This is a genomic window from Bacillus sp. 03113, assembly GCF_006546985.1.
GTDB lineage: Bacteria > Bacillota > Bacilli > Bacillales > Cytobacillaceae > VATK01.
On sequence record NZ_VATK01000021.1, the window covers coordinates 22,543 to 41,934 of the forward strand.

General features: G+C 36.1%; 18 protein-coding genes and 1 pseudogene. 2 read left to right on the forward strand and 17 right to left on the reverse strand.

The genetic code is table 11. The annotated features are described in order from the left end of the window. Positions 1-125: 125 nt before the first annotated feature. The 9 genes and pseudogenes from FDO66_RS17630 to FDO66_RS17670 all read right to left on the reverse strand — a co-directional run bounded on the left by FDO66_RS17630 (position 126) and on the right by FDO66_RS17670 (position 8,284). Entirely contained in the window at positions 126-692 is a 567-nt protein-coding gene (locus tag FDO66_RS17630; protein WP_258535772.1) for a class I SAM-dependent methyltransferase, read from the reverse strand. Between the two features lie 128 nt (positions 693-820). Further along, positions 821-1,069 (reverse strand): hypothetical protein, encoded by a 249-nt coding sequence (locus FDO66_RS17635; RefSeq protein WP_181444635.1) that lies wholly within the window; start codon positions 1,067-1,069, stop codon positions 821-823. A gap of 757 nt (positions 1,070-1,826) precedes the next feature. Continuing rightward, positions 1,827-2,390 carry a M15 family metallopeptidase gene (locus FDO66_RS17640; protein ID WP_141433981.1) on the reverse strand — a complete coding sequence of 188 codons (564 nt, stop codon included), beginning with the start codon at positions 2,388-2,390 and terminating at the stop codon, positions 1,827-1,829. A 204-nt stretch (positions 2,391-2,594) separates the two neighbouring features. Continuing rightward, positions 2,595-2,744, reverse strand: a pseudogene (locus FDO66_RS17645) (CAT RNA binding domain-containing protein); the annotation flags it as partial. 216 nt (positions 2,745-2,960) lie between these two features. Then, positions 2,961-3,668 (reverse strand): SDR family oxidoreductase, encoded by a 708-nt coding sequence (locus FDO66_RS17650; RefSeq protein WP_141433983.1) that lies wholly within the window; start codon positions 3,666-3,668, stop codon positions 2,961-2,963. 93 nt (positions 3,669-3,761) lie between these two features. Continuing rightward, on the reverse strand, positions 3,762-4,817 hold the full coding sequence (locus FDO66_RS17655) for an NAD(P)-dependent alcohol dehydrogenase (RefSeq protein WP_141433984.1): 1,056 nt from the start codon (positions 4,815-4,817) through the stop codon (positions 3,762-3,764). A 640-nt stretch (positions 4,818-5,457) separates the two neighbouring features. After that, the gene (locus tag FDO66_RS17660) at positions 5,458-6,639 is read right to left on the reverse strand and encodes an MFS transporter (RefSeq protein ID WP_141433985.1); all 1,182 of its coding nucleotides are present in this window, start codon (positions 6,637-6,639) and stop codon (positions 5,458-5,460) included. Positions 6,640-6,663: 24 nt separating this feature from the next. Beyond that, positions 6,664-7,230 (reverse strand): cyclophilin-like fold protein, encoded by a 567-nt coding sequence (locus tag FDO66_RS20955; RefSeq protein ID WP_181444636.1) that lies wholly within the window; start codon positions 7,228-7,230, stop codon positions 6,664-6,666. Positions 7,231-7,522: 292 nt separating this feature from the next. Beyond that, on the reverse strand, positions 7,523-8,284 hold the full coding sequence (locus FDO66_RS17670) for a cytochrome P460 family protein (protein WP_141433986.1): 762 nt from the start codon (positions 8,282-8,284) through the stop codon (positions 7,523-7,525). 509 nt (positions 8,285-8,793) lie between these two features. On the opposite strand from FDO66_RS17670, the gene FDO66_RS17675 reads away from it, so the two are divergent. Next, the gene (locus FDO66_RS17675) at positions 8,794-9,339 is read left to right on the forward strand and encodes a TetR/AcrR family transcriptional regulator (RefSeq protein ID WP_141433987.1); all 546 of its coding nucleotides are present in this window, start codon (positions 8,794-8,796) and stop codon (positions 9,337-9,339) included. A 542-nt stretch (positions 9,340-9,881) separates the two neighbouring features. On the opposite strand, the gene FDO66_RS17680 is transcribed toward FDO66_RS17675, so the two are convergent. The 6 genes from FDO66_RS17680 to ileS all read right to left on the reverse strand — a co-directional run bounded on the left by FDO66_RS17680 (position 9,882) and on the right by ileS (position 16,674). Then, positions 9,882-10,361: a pyridoxamine 5'-phosphate oxidase family protein gene (locus tag FDO66_RS17680; RefSeq protein ID WP_141433988.1), complete on the reverse strand. Its 480-nt coding sequence runs from the start codon at positions 10,359-10,361 to the stop codon at positions 9,882-9,884. A 440-nt stretch (positions 10,362-10,801) separates the two neighbouring features. Then, a complete protein-coding gene (locus FDO66_RS17685; RefSeq protein WP_181444642.1) occupies positions 10,802-11,227 on the reverse strand; it encodes a DUF3995 domain-containing protein in 426 nt (141 codons plus the stop codon). Positions 11,228-11,334: 107 nt separating this feature from the next. Further along, positions 11,335-11,574 (reverse strand): hypothetical protein, encoded by a 240-nt coding sequence (locus tag FDO66_RS17690; protein WP_141433989.1) that lies wholly within the window; start codon positions 11,572-11,574, stop codon positions 11,335-11,337. Beyond that, complete coding sequence (locus FDO66_RS17695; RefSeq protein ID WP_141433990.1) at positions 11,571-12,773, reverse strand: ArsA family ATPase; 1,203 nt, start codon at positions 12,771-12,773, stop codon at positions 11,571-11,573. The genes FDO66_RS17690 and FDO66_RS17695 overlap by 4 nt, the downstream gene beginning before the upstream one ends. A gap of 105 nt (positions 12,774-12,878) precedes the next feature. Then, a complete protein-coding gene (locus FDO66_RS17700) occupies positions 12,879-13,355 on the reverse strand; it encodes a MarR family winged helix-turn-helix transcriptional regulator (RefSeq protein WP_141433991.1) in 477 nt (158 codons plus the stop codon). Between the two features lie 241 nt (positions 13,356-13,596). Beyond that, positions 13,597-16,674 carry an isoleucine--tRNA ligase gene (gene ileS, locus FDO66_RS17705; protein WP_141433992.1) on the reverse strand — a complete coding sequence of 1,026 codons (3,078 nt, stop codon included), beginning with the start codon at positions 16,672-16,674 and terminating at the stop codon, positions 13,597-13,599. 567 nt (positions 16,675-17,241) lie between these two features. On the opposite strand from ileS, the gene FDO66_RS17710 reads away from it, so the two are divergent. Then, positions 17,242-17,490: a hypothetical protein gene (locus tag FDO66_RS17710; RefSeq protein ID WP_395939807.1), complete on the forward strand. Its 249-nt coding sequence runs from the start codon at positions 17,242-17,244 to the stop codon at positions 17,488-17,490. A 285-nt stretch (positions 17,491-17,775) separates the two neighbouring features. Here FDO66_RS17710 and FDO66_RS17715 read toward each other — a convergent pair whose 3' ends face one another. Both FDO66_RS17715 and FDO66_RS17720 read right to left on the reverse strand, forming a co-directional pair. Next, positions 17,776-18,321, reverse strand: coding sequence for a GNAT family N-acetyltransferase (locus FDO66_RS17715; protein ID WP_141433993.1), 546 nt, complete (start codon positions 18,319-18,321; stop codon positions 17,776-17,778). 44 nt (positions 18,322-18,365) lie between these two features. Next, positions 18,366-19,328 carry a tyrosine-type recombinase/integrase gene (locus FDO66_RS17720; RefSeq protein ID WP_141433994.1) on the reverse strand — a complete coding sequence of 321 codons (963 nt, stop codon included), beginning with the start codon at positions 19,326-19,328 and terminating at the stop codon, positions 18,366-18,368. Between the last annotated feature and the right edge of the window lie 64 nt (positions 19,329-19,392).

The following is a 19,392-nucleotide window of genomic DNA, read 5'->3' on the forward strand; positions in this document are numbered from 1 at the left end:
CTAATTTAAAAATAAAAGAAAGCCAGCTTCTTTCGTTATGATAGATTATAGCCGCAAATCGACCAAGTATAGCAAAAAAATTACTTTTCATAGATAAATCCCCTCTTTCTGATTTTTTCTACTGGTTATTTTTTTCTGCAACAGTAAACGAACGCAGGAGGCAAGTTCCATGGAACAAAAGAAATCTTTTCTATCTCAAACCTCCTCTCGATAGCTTTTTTCATTTGCAGTGAATATTGAAATGCGATAAATTGACCGTCTGGTTTTAAGGAAGAATCAATTTCTTCAAGCAGCTGCTCCCGCAATTTGTTTTCGAAGTTAAAGAACGGAAGTCCACTAATAATTGCATCTAGTGGCTCGATTTGATTAGCCTGCAAGTCCCAGCGAATATTTTCTGCATCAGAGAAACATAAGTAGTTGGGAAATTCAAATTTTAGTTTTCTTCGATATTGAGCATCCTTCTCGAATAGTACAATTGTTGCATCCCCTGTGTTAAACCTGTGGATAAATTTTGTCACTGCCCCAGATCCCGCTCCTAATTCGGCAACAGCACCTCCTCTATCCCAGTCAACGGATGATAACATTTTTGATGCTAGATATTTCGAACTTGGTGTGACACTTCCGATCTGCATGGGTGAAAGCATGTATTTGTATAAAAATAAAAACTTATCTTGAAAGGTGCTGCCAATCATATCACTAACCTCCATAATTTAGTAAATTTATTTATTAATCAATAAATATCATGGTAAAAAAAGAGCGGCATTGCAGCTGCCACAAAAATAGACCAATACTATATGTGTATTCTGAATAGGGACGGACCTTACTTGCCTTTGTCCCTAAATTGGCGCAATTGAGGTAATTCCAGCACCTCTGAGATCGTGATCATCAAGCCCATTCCAATAAATTGGCTGGCTGCCACCTCAGCATTCGAAACACCTCCTCGTTTGAAAATAGCACTAATTGACTCATGGAGCATTTGGAACTTCTCTTTTACATGATTGCGAATTTCTGGTTCGGAAATAGTGTACGCTTGCATGATCATTAAAATCTCATTTCGGTGGCTTCTCATCAAATCGTTGAAGGCGCGTCCCATCATATCAACCAAACGATCGCCAGGAGCTTCAACTCCCGAGAAAGCCTCGAAAAGATATTGAACGGCTTTGTCGATGACAGACTTGAATAGATCCTCCTTATTATTGAAGCGTCAGGAAAATTTCCTGACGCTACCCCTACTACAGTAAAATCTAATCTTTCTTTTCCACCGAAAATATAAGATATACCTAGATTTCTCAGATAAGCTAGATATGCATTAGATACTTTCTCGGTAAGCTCCCATCCAATGATACTAGAATGTGTCAAATAATATATGGTCTTTCCAATGTTATTACTCCTTCTGATAAACATATAATATTCATAAATATTCTAATGAAATTGCTATGTAATCCTGCCCTTTCGGAACAAAAAAACAGAGCAGTGTTAGTACACTGCTCATGAAAAATGAAACTATATGAAATACCTTTTTTAATACTATTAAAAGGAACAGTTGGAAAGATTGTACCGAAATATTTTAGTACTCAATTTCCAAGCTGAAAAAATAAATGAGAAATAGGTTATAGATATTAAGAAGTTTAAAACAATAAGCTGTCGTCAACCACAATTTCTTAAAACCAATTATTGGGTGCAATTTATACGTCCCATCCAGGAACCCAATTTCTTCTTCCCTTATGGGCTACTGGTATATCAAAATTTTGAAATATTTAACATTAACCTGCGATTGGTATCAGCTATGCTGTTACTACCTCAATAAGGATAAATACCCTGGGATTTTAGCTGGGGTATTTTGGACGTTTTCCTTTTTGCAGATCGTTAATGGTTAAGCCAAAATCCATCTGGAGGTGGGGATAATCTTTAAAGCCGCTCCAGTCTCCTCCCCATTGAAAGCCCAGCTCCTTTGCAATTTCTGCAACCTCAAACCAGTCTGATTGACCATTTCCGTTCCCATCATATTCAGTATCCCAGATCACATTACCATTCTCAAGCTGGAGAGCAAAATCGACTGCTAGGCCAAAGTTGTGATAGGATTCGCCTCCCTCCATATAAGTAACTACTTTTCCGGGAGTCTTTCTGCCCTTGTCATAAAGCTTGTCTTGTTCCTCAAACGAGCGGTAATCATCTGTGATCAGAATCGTTATCTTTTTTTCTAATGTTTTTTCTTTTAAAATCTCTACTTTCTCAGCTACAATTGGGTGCAGTTCAGTTGGCAGAGTCTCTGTATTTATTTCATAATCAACCAGGTCTGCTGAGCCTGGGTATTCCTTTATGAAAATGAAAGATTGATAGATGATAATTGCAAAGAGGAATAACAGCAATAATTTTAGTAGTTTTTTCACTAGTAGATGTTCTCCTCCTTCTTAACGTTTTTCGACTAAATCTATTATTATTTTAACTTGAAAAGGAGAAGAATAGCACGTATGAATTTTTTAAAGATACGGAATAAGCCCAGGCAACCGCCGGGGCTAAAATATTAGCTGATTTTGTTGAAGATCATAGGCTGTTGAAGCTTGCTCTTACTTATTTAAGTATCAGATGGATTTTTCTCTGACAAAAACCTTTTCAATTTTAGATTGATCCACTGGGTCGTTCTTTTTCTTTTGAAATCCGATTCCCTCACCCAGTACAATTTTTTCTTCGTTTCGATCTTTAACGACAACCGCATTATTATTTATGATTTTATTGATTTTCATAGATAGCTACCTTCCTTTAGCACCCTTTAAGTACAAGTTTCACAAATCGTTCTGTTGGATTTAACAAAAAGGGCGACCTTCATGGTGAAGAAATCGCCCTTTTACGGTATCAAAGTCGAACAGTCACAATGGTTTTAAAATTGTTTTTTAATCACTTTTCTCCTGTCCTTTTGAGTTCTTCCAGAAAGGGATTTCTTGACCAGGAAAGTGCTAATGTCACCAAGGAATTTGTTTTCGATCTCTGAAGAATCCCCCGTTAGGTCCTTCAGGTCCAATCGTCGCTAACCAAAGGATAGACTCAGCAGCTTGCTTTGGCGTTCTTGGAGCAGATGGTCCACCCATATCTGTACTTACCCATCCTGGGTCGACCGCATTTATTTTGATATCACCTTTGATTTCTGCAGCTGCCAACCGTGTTAATCCATTTAGCGCAAGTTTAGACAACTTATAAGCACCTACTCCTTGATATGACATTTCGCTCATCGCTCCATATTCTGAGGAAACATTAATAATTCTCCCATAGCCTTGTTTTTCCATGAGGGGAATAAAGGAACGGATCACATGGTAAGCGCCGAAGAAATTAGTTGCCATCGTTTTCTCTAGAATGGATGGGTCCATATCCAATAACTTTTCATTTTCATCCAAATACACGCCAGCATTATTTATCAATACGTCTAATCTTCCATACTTTTCATTTATTGTAAACGCAGCTTGATGGATGCTTTCTTGATTGACTACATCCATCATCACAAAGGAAACGTCCAGATTTGACTGCTTAAGTTTTTGCGCAGCTTCATGACCATTTTTTGGGTCCCGACTTGTCAAAATGACCTTAAAACCATTCAAAGCCAGTTGTTTGGTCAGCTCATATCCAATTCCTCGATTCCCGCCGGTTACAAGCGCAACTTGTTTATCGTGTGACATTTAACTCCTCCATTTCTCGCCTACTGCTCGAAGAATTGGGTAACCCATCTTAAATCAGAGTTGATTCAAGGTGATGTATAGCATCTTTACGACTTACAAGGTAGATATGTCAATAACGAATCGATAACGCACATTACTACGTAGAACACGCTCATACGCTTCGTCTACTTGGTCAGCACTAATTACCTCAATTTTAGGTGAAATGCCATGTTCTACGGCGAAATCGAGCATCTCTTGTGTTTCACGAATTCCACCAATAACTGAACCGGCAAGGCTACGACGTTTCATGATTAAAGAAAATACATGGTACTGATCTGGCTCGGCTGGTGCACCGACATTTACAAGTGTTCCATCTACGCGAAGCAGAGATAAATACGCATTAACGTCCAGATTTGCAGAAACAGTGTTTAAGATGAGGTCAAAACGACCAGCTAACTTAGTGAATGTAGCAGGATCACTTGTAGCAAAGAAATGATCTGCCCCAAAACCTAAGGCTTCACTTTCCTTATTGTTAGACCGGCTCAAGACAGTTACTTCAGCACCCATAGCATGGGCAAATTGGATTGCTACATGTCCGAGACCTCCCATCCCAACAATTGCAACCTTCTTACCTGGTCCTGCGTTCCAATGTTTCAATGGAGAATATGTAGTAATACCTGCACATAATAGAGGTGCTGCTACATCCAAATTAAAAGAATCAGGAATACGGACAACATAACCTTCCTTTACAACTATTTTTTGGCTATATCCACCGTATGTTGGATTACCATCATAGTCCATTGCATTATAAGTTGCGACCATCCCTTTCGTACAAAATTGCTCCTCTCCACTGAGACAGTATTCGCATTCTCCGCAGGAGTCCACAAAGCATCCAACACCAACTCGGTCACCAACAGCAAATTTTGCAACATTTGATCCTACTGCTGCCACAACTCCGGCGATTTCGTGGCCAGGAACCATCGGGAAGATTCCGCCTCCCCATTCGTCGTATGCACAATGAATATCAGAGTGGCAAATACCACTAAACTTAATATCTATTAAAATATCGTGTGGTCTTAACTCTCTCCGCTCTATAGCGATCTTTTCGAATGGTGCTTTTGCACTTGGGACACTTAGAACACGGCTCAACGTTTTGTGATTATTACACATAAGATACAACACACTCCTTCTTATTAACACTGAATAATTTAGACAATTAATCAATCGGTCATATCCCGTTGTTACGTAGTAACCAAGATTAATTAATCAAAATCTGTTTATTATTATAAAAAGAAACAGGATGCTTTCAATCGTTAAATTAATGTAATTCGTTGATTACTCAACAAATCAATGTAAATTGTTGATTATCTATAGGAAGTTTTGGTGATTATAAAATTTCTAAGTGGATAGTTTTATCCATCTATTTGAAAACAGTTCAAGCAAAAGAATCTAGAATGAGTAGAAAATTATTAATAAGCCCTTGTAGAGGATAGTCTCTATATGGCTTCTTGCTTTGACGAATTGAAATAAATGCTAATAGTAGTCCGAGAATCTATTACCAATACTCGGACTACTATTATATCAAGAAAAAGTGGGGGATTTGTAAGAGTTACTTCAAGAAGGAATTTAAAGTATAATTATGAAAAGTTAATTTACTTCGGTAATTAAACGGCTAGGTAATTGGCATACCTAGCCTTATTTGATACATGTAGAGGCAATTTAGTGTCGCTTTTTTTATATTACACACATAGCAAATAAGTAATATAACAGCGATAATAAATCAATAATGATTAGCAAACTCTAAAGAATGTTAAATTAATTTATTATCTAAAAGATTTTTTTGCCCACTATACATGTAGTTTCTTAGGAAAATAGATACCGCACTCAATACCAACGATAATAATCCCACTAATACGACGTATTGTGTACCTAATTCTGAAATAAATAATCCACCTACAGCTGTACCAAATGTTGTTCCTAAGTTAACGGATGATAAAAATAGTCCATTAGCGAAATCAGGAGCTTCTGGAGTGGCAGACGTTATCCAATATTGATTAATATTACCTCCTATACCAGCCAATATTCCCCAAACTAAAGTAATGATAGCCATAGGTAAAGTAAATTGTCCTAATAAGAATAATATGATGTAAACGGTTCCCAATACAAAAGGAAAAGATACTACAGATTTGATAGCATCTTTAGTAAGTAACTTCCCTGCCACAATGTTTCCAATAATATTTGCCCCCCCGAATATGACTAACATTAAACTAATTGATTTCCCAGAGGCATTGGTAACGGTTTTAAGATACTCAGCAAGATAACTATACACCCCAAATACGGCTGAATTTAGTAAAATGACAGCAACAATGGAAAGCCAAGTAATTGGTTTTTTTAATACGCTTACCTGTGCTCCGTAAGAAAGTCTTTCTTTAACAGGCATAGAAGGGAAAAATACTAAAGTTGCAATAAATACTATAGCATTCACGATGGCGAAAAATGCCATTGATATTTGATACGAAAGTGTACTAGCAAGAAAACTTGCGATTGGTACACCAAGTACCATACCCGCAGATACTCCAATAAAAACTTTTGAAACAGATTTTGGAGCTTCTTCCTTACGAACTGAGTTAGCAGCCATTGTAAAAGCTGCTGAAAAATAGATTGGATGAAAAATGGCTGGAATCACACGCGCAATGATTGCAATGGCATAGTTAGATGTAAATATAGAGACAATGTTTCCTAGAACGAAAATACCAAGTACAAGTAACATTGCCTTCTTGCGATTTATCCCTGAAAATAATAACGGCATAGTTGGACCAGATATTGAAACAGTAAGTGCGAAGAGACTCACCAGCCACCCGGCCTTAGGTACACTGATATGAAATTGATCAGCAATGTAGGGTAATATCCCTATAACCCCCATTTCAGTATTTATAATGCCGAAAGCCCCTATGGTCAATATAAATATGAGTAAATTATTTTGTTTTTGCAAAAAAGTTCCTCCAAATCTCTTCCTTTAATCGATTTTTTCAATATGAACTGTAAAGTCACCTTGAATATTTTCAAAGTTTTCTTTTCCTGATTCAATCTGACCTAGTATAATAAGATCATTTGAGGTATCCTCAATACCTTTATAAAATATAGCCAAATTTCCCCAAGGAGAATAATATGTAAAGTCTCCTTTTTTTGGTTGGTTTCCGGATTGCTCATTATCTGCCGATAATCTTTTTTGTAAAATACTAATTTTCTCTTTACCTACATAATCTTCAAATGTTACCGTTAACGGCAATTGAGCTAAAAAATCTCTACTTGCTGGATTATCATACATTTTCACAATTACTTCCTCGTTGTTAAATGTTAATTTTATTCTTAAATCTTCCATAGCATCTGACCCTTTAATATCAAGTGTTGAATCTTGGCTATCCCCGTTGTTTGATTCATCAGCTCTTTGTTTGCTACTTTGATGGATAGTCAAATTTTCTTTGCTACTTGTGTTTTCTTCATTAGTCCTGCTATTACAAGCTGTTAAAAACATTGAAGATACTATAAGTGATAACAGTATCTGTTGAACGGTCTTCTTCATTAAAATCCCCCTATTGTATTTGTATATAAATTACATATACAAAGATTACCATGAACTTACTATTAGTAAAAAATTCCTCAAAACGATGAGAAATTTTCAATGATTTCATGTATTTGATTCCCGGTAATATAGTAAGCCATTGCTATCAACATGAGAACTGTCATTACAATGTCATTTACTAGCTTGAATAACATCTTTCGATTCAAAACATGAACCTCTTTCTATTGATTATTTATCACTGGATTGTGTTTCCGGGTGGACATGTAAATATTTTTTAATATCAACGCATCCATTAGCTTTTATATTGCTGTAAATACATCTTCAAAAGAACGTCCTGAATTTTTTTCGCTTTTTCCCCATCATCAATTAAATTACTTTCTCCTTTATTTACATCCTTAGAATCATTCATATGAGCAGATATCTCACTTACCTTCCAGTGCTCTGTAGTGATAGCTGCGATTGTGGCTTCTGTACTGCTATTCTTTGATTGTGCAACCTCTCCTAAATCAAACTCTTTCAATTGATCCATCGAATTTATATATTGATCCCTTTCTTGATTTGCGTGGCAGGAAGAGCAACGGCCAATATCATCTTTAACCACTTCTCTGTCAGGAGTAAAATGTTGATATTCCCATTCCCCATTACGTTCTTCGGGCGAGTACTGGGAACCCCAGCCGGTACGCTTTTCCATCACTAAAAATTGGTCGAGCTCTCCATCCTTATACCCAACAAGAGTAATAACGGTGCCGCTCGGAAACTCCTCTCCGTTCTGCACTGCTTCAATCGCTTCCTTACTATTTTGATAGATGTCTTCATGAATATCTCCTCGATCGTAAGTGGCAAACACGATCCCCTTTTCAAGGTCTTTAGGGAATTTAACAAGGCTCGCCCCAGATCCAATCTCAGCGTATTCCCCCGACTTAGCCCCAGAGGAATTCTCTTCTTGTTGAGAAATGTCCATTGAATTGTCCATTGTATCATTTTCATTGTTGTTGCAAGCAGTAAGGGTGAGGGTTAACAGCAACGAAAATAAATGAAATAATCGTTTTTTCATCCCGTTTTCCTCCTTCAAGTTTCTTTTGATCAATCAATATTTTTAGGGTGATACATATCCCTGACCAATTTAATGCCAAGTCTGTTATAGAATGAGACTTTTTCGACAGTCACCTTGTCGCGGGGAGAAAAGGTCTTGTCCCATGCTAGGCTGTCTGCCGCGGATGCAACGGTGGTCGTGTATAAAAGCATACCCAGTACCATCGCTGTGAGTATGTTAAGCTAGGCTTGATAATAGATTTTTTCCATTTTAAATTCCATAAATGTTTTTGCTGACATACTAAGTAGCACCCTTTTTTTTTTGTTTTGAAACAATTCATTTGCAACTATCATGGTGTACATTGACTTCGTTCAAAAAATAAAAGCATCATTGATTGATTAATCAACATATGTTTATAATTATAAATAGAAACACGATGCTCTCAATGGTTAAATGAATGTAATTCGTTGATTACTCAACAAATCAATAAAAATTGTTGATTATCTTTAGGAAAGTCTGGTGACCAAACAATGCCGAAAGTAGATAGAAGAATAACCAAAAGCCAAGATGCCATTAAAAAGGCTCTTATCGAACTGATGTCTGAAAAAAGTTTTGATGTCATAACCGTTCAGGATATTTCTGACAGGGCAAATGTGAATCGAGGAACCATCTATCTTCATTACTTAGATAAATTTGATCTATTAGATAAAATCATGGAAGAACATATAAACAACATGAGTAATTTTTGTGAGTCCGCAATTGAAATGGATTGGATTGAATCGACTGTACATTGCATGGAATATCTTGAAAGTAATTATTTATTTTTTTCGACGATGTTGGCGAGTGACGGAGCTCCGTATTTTCGAAGTCAGTTCCTTAAGTTTAATATTGAAGAGTTCAAGAAAGATGTGGACATAACAAAAGGAAAAAATTACGGTCAAAGTGAAGATGTAATTGTTCAATTTGTTGCAAATGCTTACGTAGGGGTAGTGGAATGGTGGTTAAAGAATGGAATGCCTTATCCACCTCGTGTCATGGCAGAAAAAGTAGGGGATTTGTTAGAGAGGATTGTATAGTTACCTACTATGAAAAACCTCCAGAAGATTGATAATTTCTTTGGAAGGGGCTTTAGTTGAACAATCCAATCTAAAAAAGTCGGTTCCTTATCGTACAGGAATTCGACTTTTTTTAGGTTGAATTTCACAATTCGTGTTTCTTTAATGCTATTTTTGATATTGTATAATTTGGAAAAATGAATAAGCCTATGACCCGTTTTTACACGTATCTCGGCTGAACCCCTATATGGGGCTGCGTCACTAGTCTTTTAAATGGAGAAATCCACAGGGAATGAATTTTTCTCTGTGGGTTTTATTTTTGATATGTTTAGGCATTAATCCCTCTTAGTTTAGATGACAATTAAATTCAACACTTTAGTTTACATAAATATATTATCGTAAATTATAGTGCATTTTATACTCATGGTATCCGCCTCCGTGGGTTGGTGTTTGGTCACATTTTCATCATAACCACGGAGGCGGATTTTTCAATTTAATTGTGAAGATTAATGCAACAGACTCTAGAATTGTAAAGCGACTGACCACATACAGTTAAAAACTTATTAAAAGAGCCCACTGGTCAATTTTCCAACTGAAACTGGTTTAACGGAGTCAAAATGAATATCCCGAACATACTTAATGTTAAGCCCGCCGGGTCCAACTTTAAAAAAACGCCCTAACAATCCTAAATTCTCTTTCAAAGATTGAATCTCATCCTCAGTTGCGATCCGTTTTTCTCCAACAGTTCCTGACAATCGTACTCCTGGAGGCGTTTTGAATTTTCTAGAAAGAATCGATCGTAAGAAAAACCATTTACTACTGTTAACAGCTAGAATACAGACTTGATTATTATGTTCAAGGTTTTGTGTCATTTGGGAAGTGAAAATTTGAAAATATATGCCTTTTGGCTCATCTTTGCTGAGTATTAGTGACCCAATTGGAGTAACATGAGGAGTTCCATCTGGGTTTACAGTGGCAAATGAGAATCCAAATGACTGAGAAGCAATTTCTCTCCAAGTATTCCAGTGATCGAATGGCTGCATCGTATTCCCTCTTCTCTTTATATAAAGTTAATAAGATATTTAGCAAAACGTTTACCCATTTGAGCGGTAAAAGTCACCTTTGAAAATGTTCCATACTTTTTCACTATTTTTTATATACACTTTCATTCTGATTTCCCCTTTATTTACGGCGCTTTTGGTGACAACAGCAAAACATCCTTGTTTTTGCTAATCAATGACTTGTCGCCTCGAAAGCCGGATGTTTTTAGAATCCGAGGTGCAAGATAGGGTGGTTTCCCCCCTTCACCCCATATTTCGGCCAGACTCCCTTTCAAAATGGCATTTACGACTTGGGCATTGGCCACCCTTTAGATTTTCTGGATAAATATACTTGATGTAGAGCAGGTTTTCATAGGTCACATCATGTTACCGGAGACCATTCTTTTTAAGCCCATGTTGCCGCCCAATCCAAATTAAACAAATCATAAGATAACAGCTACAACAAAAGAGATCGCCAAATATAGGCAGAGTGGAATATACATCCATGTATCATATTTGGAAAAATGGGTTCCTCTGATTTTTTTAAAGATACCTATATAGTGAAAGTCACCGATTGTCCGTAAAATAAATATCGACGCAATGAATACACACCCCCATTTTGTCAATGCATTTGAATAATAAAAAGGTAAATACCCGCTTTGATCCAATAGAATGATAGAAAAAAGTAGGATAAAAAAGGAAACTATTAATGTAATTAACATAGGAGGAACAAATACAGTGCTTGCTCCATCTTCTTTCACCGGAAGAGTAGCACTTGTTCCCCATCTTCCTCCAAATGCCCAATAAACATGAATAAGACTAACGAAAATCAATATACCAGCAGATGAAAAAATGAGAAACAAGGTCATCAATGATCCCTCCTGATGATATCACGTTACAATTCTTCTCGACTTGCACAAAAAACTTGAAGAAATTTACAATTTTATTATAAGTATAAAAAATCGGGTTCATAGAATTAATACTCAATATCGATTTTTTTCCCTTGTGGCACTTGTTGATCTTTGGATTGTTTCTTTTCATCTTTCTCTATTTCCTTGATCGAATGGGCTATCAAAACTTGAAGTCCCAGTAATCTTTCTTTCTTTGCCTTTTGAAAATGCTGTTGTGCTTCCTGGGGGATCATCATTCCTTGGAATGTTTCACGAATCTCAAACAATTGATCAATCAAGCGATGTACTGTCTCTTTTTGAATCATAAATTACCCTCCTCATCTTTCGACGTAGATACACGCTCACCAAAATATATACGTAATCGATCCTCAACAAAACGTGCACTTAAAATCGGTCTTCCTGTCAACGAACGTGGCAACGTTACTTTTCTTCGATAGGCTCCCACTTTAATCGTTAGTTCATCTCCACGTTGTGTTACATCTAAATCTTTTCCAGTGACAAAGGGGAGAGTAAGATAGAGGATAAACCCATCTTGTTCTTGCTTGACTTCCTCTACTTTTCCGACATAGAATATTTCTTCTAATTTTCTTTCTCCAAAGGCAACTTCTGCTAAATCTATTAATGCTCGTAATCCTGACACTTCAGAACTCATAAGAGGTACTCGTAGAATCGGAATCGGTTGAAAGGTATTGGTAATCTCTTCTTCATATTGAATATGTCTCTTTTTCCACTCTGCCAGATAACCAACATCAGCATCTACCGGTAAGACACGGTTCACAACAATTGCATCTGTATTAAACCCATATAAATTTAAATAGGTAAATGATCGTCTTGCCTCTGAAATAACCATTTTTTCGGGATTGAGAACAATTCGGACTGAGGTGATCGAGTGATCTAACAACAAACTCTGAACCTCAATGACTCGCCGGAATAATTTCTCGATATTGTCCATCACTTTGTTATCAGGAAGTTCTAATCCACCAGTTACAATTCTTGCTACTGGTCGAGCTAGTTTTACTAAGCGACGTTGATGAGGGTATATTTTTTCCAACCACCAGGTTAAAACATTTGGATAGCTTAATAGTCGAAGGGTTTCTCCAGTAGGAGCACAATCAACAATCAAGACATCATATTTACCGCTCTCCACATGTTCAAGGATTTTCAAAAGACTGAATAACTCTTCCATGCCAGGAAAATTCATCATTTCCTCTTTATTAACATCTTTGAGGTCCGACCATTCGATGACTCGACCAAACCACGCCTGAACGACACCCCAGTTTCGCTCTGTCTCTAATAAGTTATCCACTTCTTGTCCCCAAAGGAAATCAGAAATAGGTGTAGGATCTGGTCCTAGTGGAACTTGAAATGCATCCGCTAAATTATGCGCGGCATCTGTACTCATCACTAATGTTCGTAACCCTTCTGATGACAAACGTGCCCCTGTTGCCGCAGCAATACTCGTTTTTCCTACGCCACCTTTTCCCGTATAAATGATAATTCTCATGAAATAACCTCCTGCATGAATGGAAATCGAAAACCAATTGATTACAAGGGAAAATTAGTTCAATATCGTACTATTTCTACAAAAGAGAAACTCGGGTTTTCCAAGTTACTCATCTTCGATTTTAATGCGTTTAAATGTAGTATGCTCTTCTTTCTGTTCCTGTTCTGTTGTTTGAACCACTTTTGCTACTTTGAGTAGCAAAACAATTAGTTGCTCCATTTCATCCGGAGTAAGAACATCTTTTATTTTTTGAAGCATACGACTCATCGTTTCAAGCACGCGGTCCGCGAACTCTTCACCATCTGCTGTTAGACTGATCCAAGTGATACGTTGGTCATTTGCATCACGATAGTGTTGAATCAGTCCACGCTTTGTTAAGCGCTGTCTGATATTTGTGAGCGTACTTTTTTGAAGTCCCATATCTGAAGCTAACTGGGACATCGTTGCTTCTCCTCTTTGTTTTAACATAAAGAGTGCAATTAATTCGGACCGTGTCACTTTCTTCGAAATTTCATTGATCTCTTGATCAATGAGTAGTGGTTTCATCCAATTTTTCAGAAAGAGAGATAATAACTGATTCATATGTGTCTCCAATGTACTTGAATAATTTTCCTACTTTTATTTTAATACGATATCGTACTTTTATCAAGTGTAACTTATGGATTTATTATTATGTCATTTATTAGACTTCTGCGTCACTTTTGGGTAATAATCAGTGAAAATATGATCTTGGACGATGAAGTTGCGGCTTTCATTATATTGATCATGATGATTAAAAATAGCCCCAACCAATAAATAAAATTGGTTAGAGCTATATAAACCATTATTTTTCAATAAATAATCCTAAATTCTCTCCTTCCACTTTAAAACTTTTCATGTCTGCAACTTCCTTGAAATATATGGAATTTAGAATGAGACTGCTCTGTAACAATGAGTCATGCTTCATGAGCATTTCCTGTATTTCAGGTTCAATATTCATATACAAATTAATTCTTAAATCTACAGGTAGGTTTAATTCTTTTCTGTAAGTCTGTACAGCTCTGATTATTTCTCTAACCATTCCTTCTTCTTTAAGTTCCTTATTTAGGATTGTTTCAAGAATAACAAGGTAGGATTCACTTTCGGCAAGACTAAATCCTTCTTTTGCCATTTTTTGTACAATGAAATCTTCTTCATCTAGTTTTATTATCTGACCATTTTTAAATGTCATATTAACATGGCCATTTTCAAGCAAAGTAGTAATTTCTTCTGTACTGAAATTACTAATCCTTTTCTGAACTTCACCAATCATTTTTCCAAGCTTTGGTCCAGCAATCGGAAAATTCAACTTAAGGTTATAATGTAACAAACTAGAATGATCATTACTAAAATGAACTTGTTTGACGTTTGTTTCATCTTTTATAATCGATGCATACAATTTTAAGTTAGAAACGCTTGATCGTTTAGATGATAGAACATATAAATTCGCCAGGGGCTGTTTAGTCTTAATGCTAACTGAATTTCTGACTGATCTTGTTAGCTCAACAACCTGTAATACGGCACTCATATCCTTTTCTAATTCATTATCAACAAGTTGCTTGTTAGGTTTTGGATAATCTGATAGATGAACACTTGTTTTTTCGAGATCTGAATAAATATCATCCGCAATGAAAGGTGCATAAGGTGCGATAAGTTGAGAAACCTTCTTAAGTACTTCGTAAAGTGTACTAAATGCAGCCTTCTTATCTTCACTCATTCCACTACTCCAGAATCGCTGTCTCGATCTTCTTACATACCAGTTACTTAGTTCTTCGATAAAAGATGAAATCGTTCTTGCACCTGCTGTAAAATCATACGCATCTAGATATTTTCTAACTTCTCCTATCATTGTATTTAATCGAGACAAAATCCAATTGTCTAGAGTTGAACGGCTTCCACCAAGGTCGGTACTTGGATTAAAATGATCAATTTTGGCGTACATTGAATAAAAAGCATGGACGTTTACTAGTGTATCAATCACTTTCGATTTAGCTTGGCTGACTATTTGTTTAGAAAAACGCTTGTTATTCCATGGTGCACTATCAACAAGCAAAGCCCAACGCAGTGCATCTGCCCCAAATTCTTCAATAAGCTCTACCGGATTAAGAGCATTTCCTTTACTCTTTGACATCTTTTGACCATTCTCATCTAAAATATGCCCTAAAGAAAGAACTCGTTTAAATGGCGTTTTCCCAGTAAACAAAGCTGATACTGCAAGTAAGCTGTAAAACCAGCCTCTTGTTTGATCCACACCCTCCGCAATAACATCGGCCGGGAATTGTTTATTAAATAATTCCTTGTTCTCAAAAGGGTAATGATATTGTGCAAAAGGCATAGAACCACTGTCAAACCAAACGTCTATCACTTCACTTGTCCGTGTCATAGTCGATCCACATGAACATTTAAGTTGCACCTTGTCTACGTAAGGCTTGTGTAATTCAATATCATTTGGAACAACAGTAGTAGCATGACGCTGCAATTCTTCGATTGAATTTGGAGCCAGCTCATTTCCACACTCTTTACATTCCCAAATGTTTAACGGTGTACCCCAATACCTATTCCTTCCAATATTCCAATCCACCATGTTATCTAAAAACTTTCCAAATCTTCCGTCTTTCATATGATGAGGGAACCACTCAACGGATTGATTGTTTGCTTGCATTCGTTCTTTTACGGCTGTTGTTTTAATAAACCAACCTTCCATTGCGTAGTAAATAAGCGGACTATCACAACGCCAGCAATGAGGATAACTATGTTCATACTTTTGTTTGTCGAACAACAAATTCTTTTTAGACAGCATTTTAATAATTTCTACATCGCAATCTTTTACAAACCTTCCTGCAAGTGGGATTATGTTTTCTTGATAGCGGCCTTTGCTGTCAACAATGTTAACAAAATCAAACTCGTTATTTTTAACTACATAATAATCGTCTTCTCCATATGCTGGCGCTATATGAACTAGACCTGTTCCACTTGTATTTGTTACAAAATCAGCTGCCACAACTTGATGGCCTTTTGTAATCGAAATAAAGTCAAAAGGTGCTTCATATGAAATACCAACTAAGTCTTCACCTTTCAGAACACTAACTATTTCATAATTTTCTTTCATGACAGTATCCACTAGGCTTTCTGCAACAATATATACCTCTGTGCCTCTCTTAACTTTGGCATAGTTCATGTCTGGATTTACCGCAATTGCGACATTCGCAGGGAGTGTCCAAGGCGTTGTTGTCCATCCTAACAAATGCTCATTTTCAGATCCAACTATGCGAAATTTTGCCGTTGCTGATAGATCCGTGACATCTTTGTATCCTTGTGCAACTTCATGGGAGCTGAGTGATGTTTCGCAATCGGGACAGTAAGGGACGACACGATGACCTTTATACAAGTAGCCTTTTCTATGAATCGTTGAAAGAATGTTCCAGACTGACTCTATATAACTGTTCTCTAAAGTGATGTAAGGTTTATCCATGTCTACCCAATAACCAAGTGATTCAGTAAATTGCCTCCATTCTTTTTCATATGCAAAAACGCTCTCTTTGCATTTTTCAATGAATTCTTCTACACCATATTTTTCAATCTCATCCTTACCACGGATTTGTAATTGTTTTTCAACTCCTAGTTCTACAGGTAAACCATGAGTGTCCCATCCAGCTTTTCTTAATACTTGATATCCTGTCATCGTTTTATATCTGGCAACAAAATCTTTAATGGTTCGACCTAATGCATGACCTGCATGCGGCATACCATTGGCAGTTGGGGGGCCCTCATAAAAAACAAAGGTATCATTCCCTTCTCGGTTCAAAATAGATTTTTGAAAGGTATCATTTCTTTTCCATCCATCTCTAATTCTTCGTTCTCTTTCTAAAGGAGTTTCTTTCACGTCTATCACCTCTTTATATTAAATAAAAAAACTCGAACCTTAAATACGTAGGATCGAGTTTTATGGAAAATATTTCCTTTTATAATAAAAATAAAAAACCATTAGTAGTGGTTTTTAAATCATCTCACTACGTACTATCATACGCGTTCTTTTTATCGGTAGAATACCGTCAAAGCCTATTCATATTCAGCTTTGCTTCTCGGAGAGGATTTTCATTATGGTCTTAACGTTGACTTTCAGCAATGCGTCAACTCTCTGTAGATAAGAATTACATAACTACTCTTTCTCGTCATTGAATTCAATATTTTGTTTGTTATAATCGTACGGTGTAAAATTGTAAAAGTCAAGATAATTAAGATCCAGATTAATGTAGATGGATCATTTATTTCTATTCAAATGGAATGTGCTTCTGTTCTGATTAACTATTAATTAATATCTCTAATGACTAATGTTGCTTCATTTTTTTAGATAAATGATAACTTTTAATACTTATGTTAGCATAATAATGAAAAATAGTGATACCCATATTCTTGCCGGATCTTTTGTATATGAAAGGGGTGTTCTACCATGGAAATTAGATGGAAAATAGAAGAGATAGTATTTGAAACACTGAGGGAATCTGAGGTATGGGCGGATTCCCTAGCAAATGAATTTCATGGAAGAACCATTGATGGGTATATAACCCCTGACTTTAAAATAGCTTATACTCTTTTATTTTTCCTTGCTTCAAATCATACATTCAGAGTTTACGCAGAAGAATGTCTTATGAATGATTTATGTGTTTATAAGGTTTGGGTAGCTTTTTTGTCTGATTAATATTTTTACAGACAGAATTATTCCCTACTAACCCATTTATTCAGCAAAGTTTGGCTACAAGAAATACCACTGACAGAAAAATGTGTAAAGTTATGATCACGGTATCTGAACCCAGCACATCACCTAATTATACGAAAACAAAAGATAGTTAACATAATATTATTATTTAATACTTAATCTTCTTAGTCATAGGCTATGTTGATTTTACAATACAATATTGGACATTCATAGATTTGATTTATCTTATTTATTCGCGGATTGTTGAACCCAATAGCTTATAAGTCTTCATTCATTAAATCTTCCCATCATAATGGTGTTATAGTATTTACCGTCAGAAAGGATTTTGTCTTTTTTTAAAATACCTTCTATTTCAAAGCCAAGATTTTTATAAAGTTTAATGGCTTTTTCATTTGTTTCTAAAACATTCAAAGTGATTTTTTTAATACCATTGGTGTCAGCCCAAGAAATAGATTCTTTTAAAAGATTTTTCCCAATACCGTATCCCCAAAAATCTTTTAATACGCATACTCCAAATTCTATTTTATGAGAGAATCTATTTAAATGATTTCCTTCGCATCTTGAAAAACCAACGATCCGATCATGAACTACAGCAACTAAAAATAAGTTTCTTGGATTCTTAGTGTCCGTTTGTATAATCTGCTCAAATCCTGGGACATCTATGAACGCCTCACCTTTTTCTCTGTCCAAATTTTCGGTTTCACCATCAATCTTTAATCTTAATTCAGACAAATCTTTTGCATCCTTATCGATGGCAGCTCTAACAGTATAATTGATCCCATTAACATAAAATTCTTGTTTGTTAATTATCATGATATCCCCCATACACATTTGTTTACATAACATTATTATTGTTGCTAATCAAAATAATCATGTACATCCATATCCATTGCTCTTTCCTTTTGCTTGTCAGATACATGAGTGTATTTTTGAGTTGTATTTAAGTTGCTATGCCCCAATAACTCCTGCACTGTCCGAATGTCCTTCCCATCTCGAACTAAGTGTGTCGCAAACGTATGCCGTAATTTATGACTGGAAATTCCTTTCACTTTCCAGCTCTCAAAAGGTAGCTCTCGCTCAAGACTTTGACAAATTCCTTCTGTTATTTCTTGTATTCTTCGTCTAGAAATTCTTTTTCCTCTCCTTGAAATAAAAACAGCATCCTCCTCCCCCTTTATCGGAAAGATCCGCTCCAGTTTGATATAGGCAATCAATTCTTCAAATAATTTTTTTGGCAATGGAATATACCTCGATTTATTTCCTTTTCCTAGAACAGTAATGCCTCTTTTTTCAAAATGGAGCGAGGATTTATTTAAGTGATGGATTTCTGTTACACGCAGACCGGCAAAAGCCATTAACCCCATCATCACTTTATTTCGATTTATATGCTGCTTTTGCGATACTTTTTCGATTTGATGAAAAAAGCTTCTTAGTTCGTCTTTTTCTAAATACGCTGGCAGTTTTCCTTTCGGCTCCTTTGCCGCTTCCATATGTAAGGTGGGATTTTGATCAACAAGCTCATATTCCCCTAAGCATTTGTAAAAGGAACGTATGGCAGATAACCTTCGATTTCTAGATGAAGCTGCATTATCCCGCTGCACCTTCAGTTCATTCATAAAAAGTGTAATATGAATTTTTTTGACTGAGTCAAGGTCTACTCTTTCCTCTTTTTTTCGAGTAAGAAAACGTAGAAAGAATAAAATGTCTCTTTTGTAATTTTCAATCGTAAAGGAGGAATATTCTTTATTATCCAAATGAGTTTCAAATAGCATAAGCTCTTCCTCATACCAATTGGAAAGAGTTTCATTTGTAATTGTCATTTTGAACCTCCGTTAAATCTAAATTCAGGATTTTATCTTTCAATTATACTATGTTTCTATCAAA

Excerpts from the sequence above, each read along its gene's own strand:
- FDO66_RS17670 (WP_141433986.1), bottom strand. The coding sequence starts at position 8,284 with ATGAAAAAACGATTATTTCATTTATTTTCGTTGCTGTTAACCCTCACC.
- FDO66_RS17700 (WP_141433991.1), bottom strand. The coding sequence starts at position 13,355 with ATGAATCAGTTATTATCTCTCTTTCTGAAAAATTGGATGAAACCACTA.
- FDO66_RS17710 (WP_395939807.1), top strand. The coding sequence starts at position 17,242 with ATGGAAATTAGATGGAAAATAGAAGAGATAGTATTTGAAACACTGAGG.
- FDO66_RS17695 (WP_141433990.1), bottom strand. The coding sequence starts at position 12,773 with ATGAGAATTATCATTTATACGGGAAAAGGTGGCGTAGGAAAAACGAGT.
- FDO66_RS17675 (WP_141433987.1), top strand. The coding sequence starts at position 8,794 with ATGCCGAAAGTAGATAGAAGAATAACCAAAAGCCAAGATGCCATTAAA.
- FDO66_RS17715 (WP_141433993.1), bottom strand. The coding sequence starts at position 18,321 with ATGATAATTAACAAACAAGAATTTTATGTTAATGGGATCAATTATACT.
- FDO66_RS17655 (WP_141433984.1), bottom strand. The coding sequence starts at position 4,817 with ATGTGTAATAATCACAAAACGTTGAGCCGTGTTCTAAGTGTCCCAAGT.
- FDO66_RS17630 (WP_258535772.1), bottom strand. The coding sequence starts at position 692 with ATGATTGGCAGCACCTTTCAAGATAAGTTTTTATTTTTATACAAATAC.
- FDO66_RS17680 (WP_141433988.1), bottom strand. The coding sequence starts at position 10,361 with ATGCAGCCATTCGATCACTGGAATACTTGGAGAGAAATTGCTTCTCAG.
- FDO66_RS20955 (WP_181444636.1), bottom strand. The coding sequence starts at position 7,230 with ATGAAGAAGACCGTTCAACAGATACTGTTATCACTTATAGTATCTTCA.
- FDO66_RS17635 (WP_181444635.1), bottom strand. The coding sequence starts at position 1,069 with ATGAGAAGCCACCGAAATGAGATTTTAATGATCATGCAAGCGTACACT.
- FDO66_RS17685 (WP_181444642.1), bottom strand. The coding sequence starts at position 11,227 with ATGACCTTGTTTCTCATTTTTTCATCTGCTGGTATATTGATTTTCGTT.
- FDO66_RS17690 (WP_141433989.1), bottom strand. The coding sequence starts at position 11,574 with ATGATTCAAAAAGAGACAGTACATCGCTTGATTGATCAATTGTTTGAG.
- FDO66_RS17720 (WP_141433994.1), bottom strand. The coding sequence starts at position 19,328 with ATGACAATTACAAATGAAACTCTTTCCAATTGGTATGAGGAAGAGCTT.
- FDO66_RS17650 (WP_141433983.1), bottom strand. The coding sequence starts at position 3,668 with ATGTCACACGATAAACAAGTTGCGCTTGTAACCGGCGGGAATCGAGGA.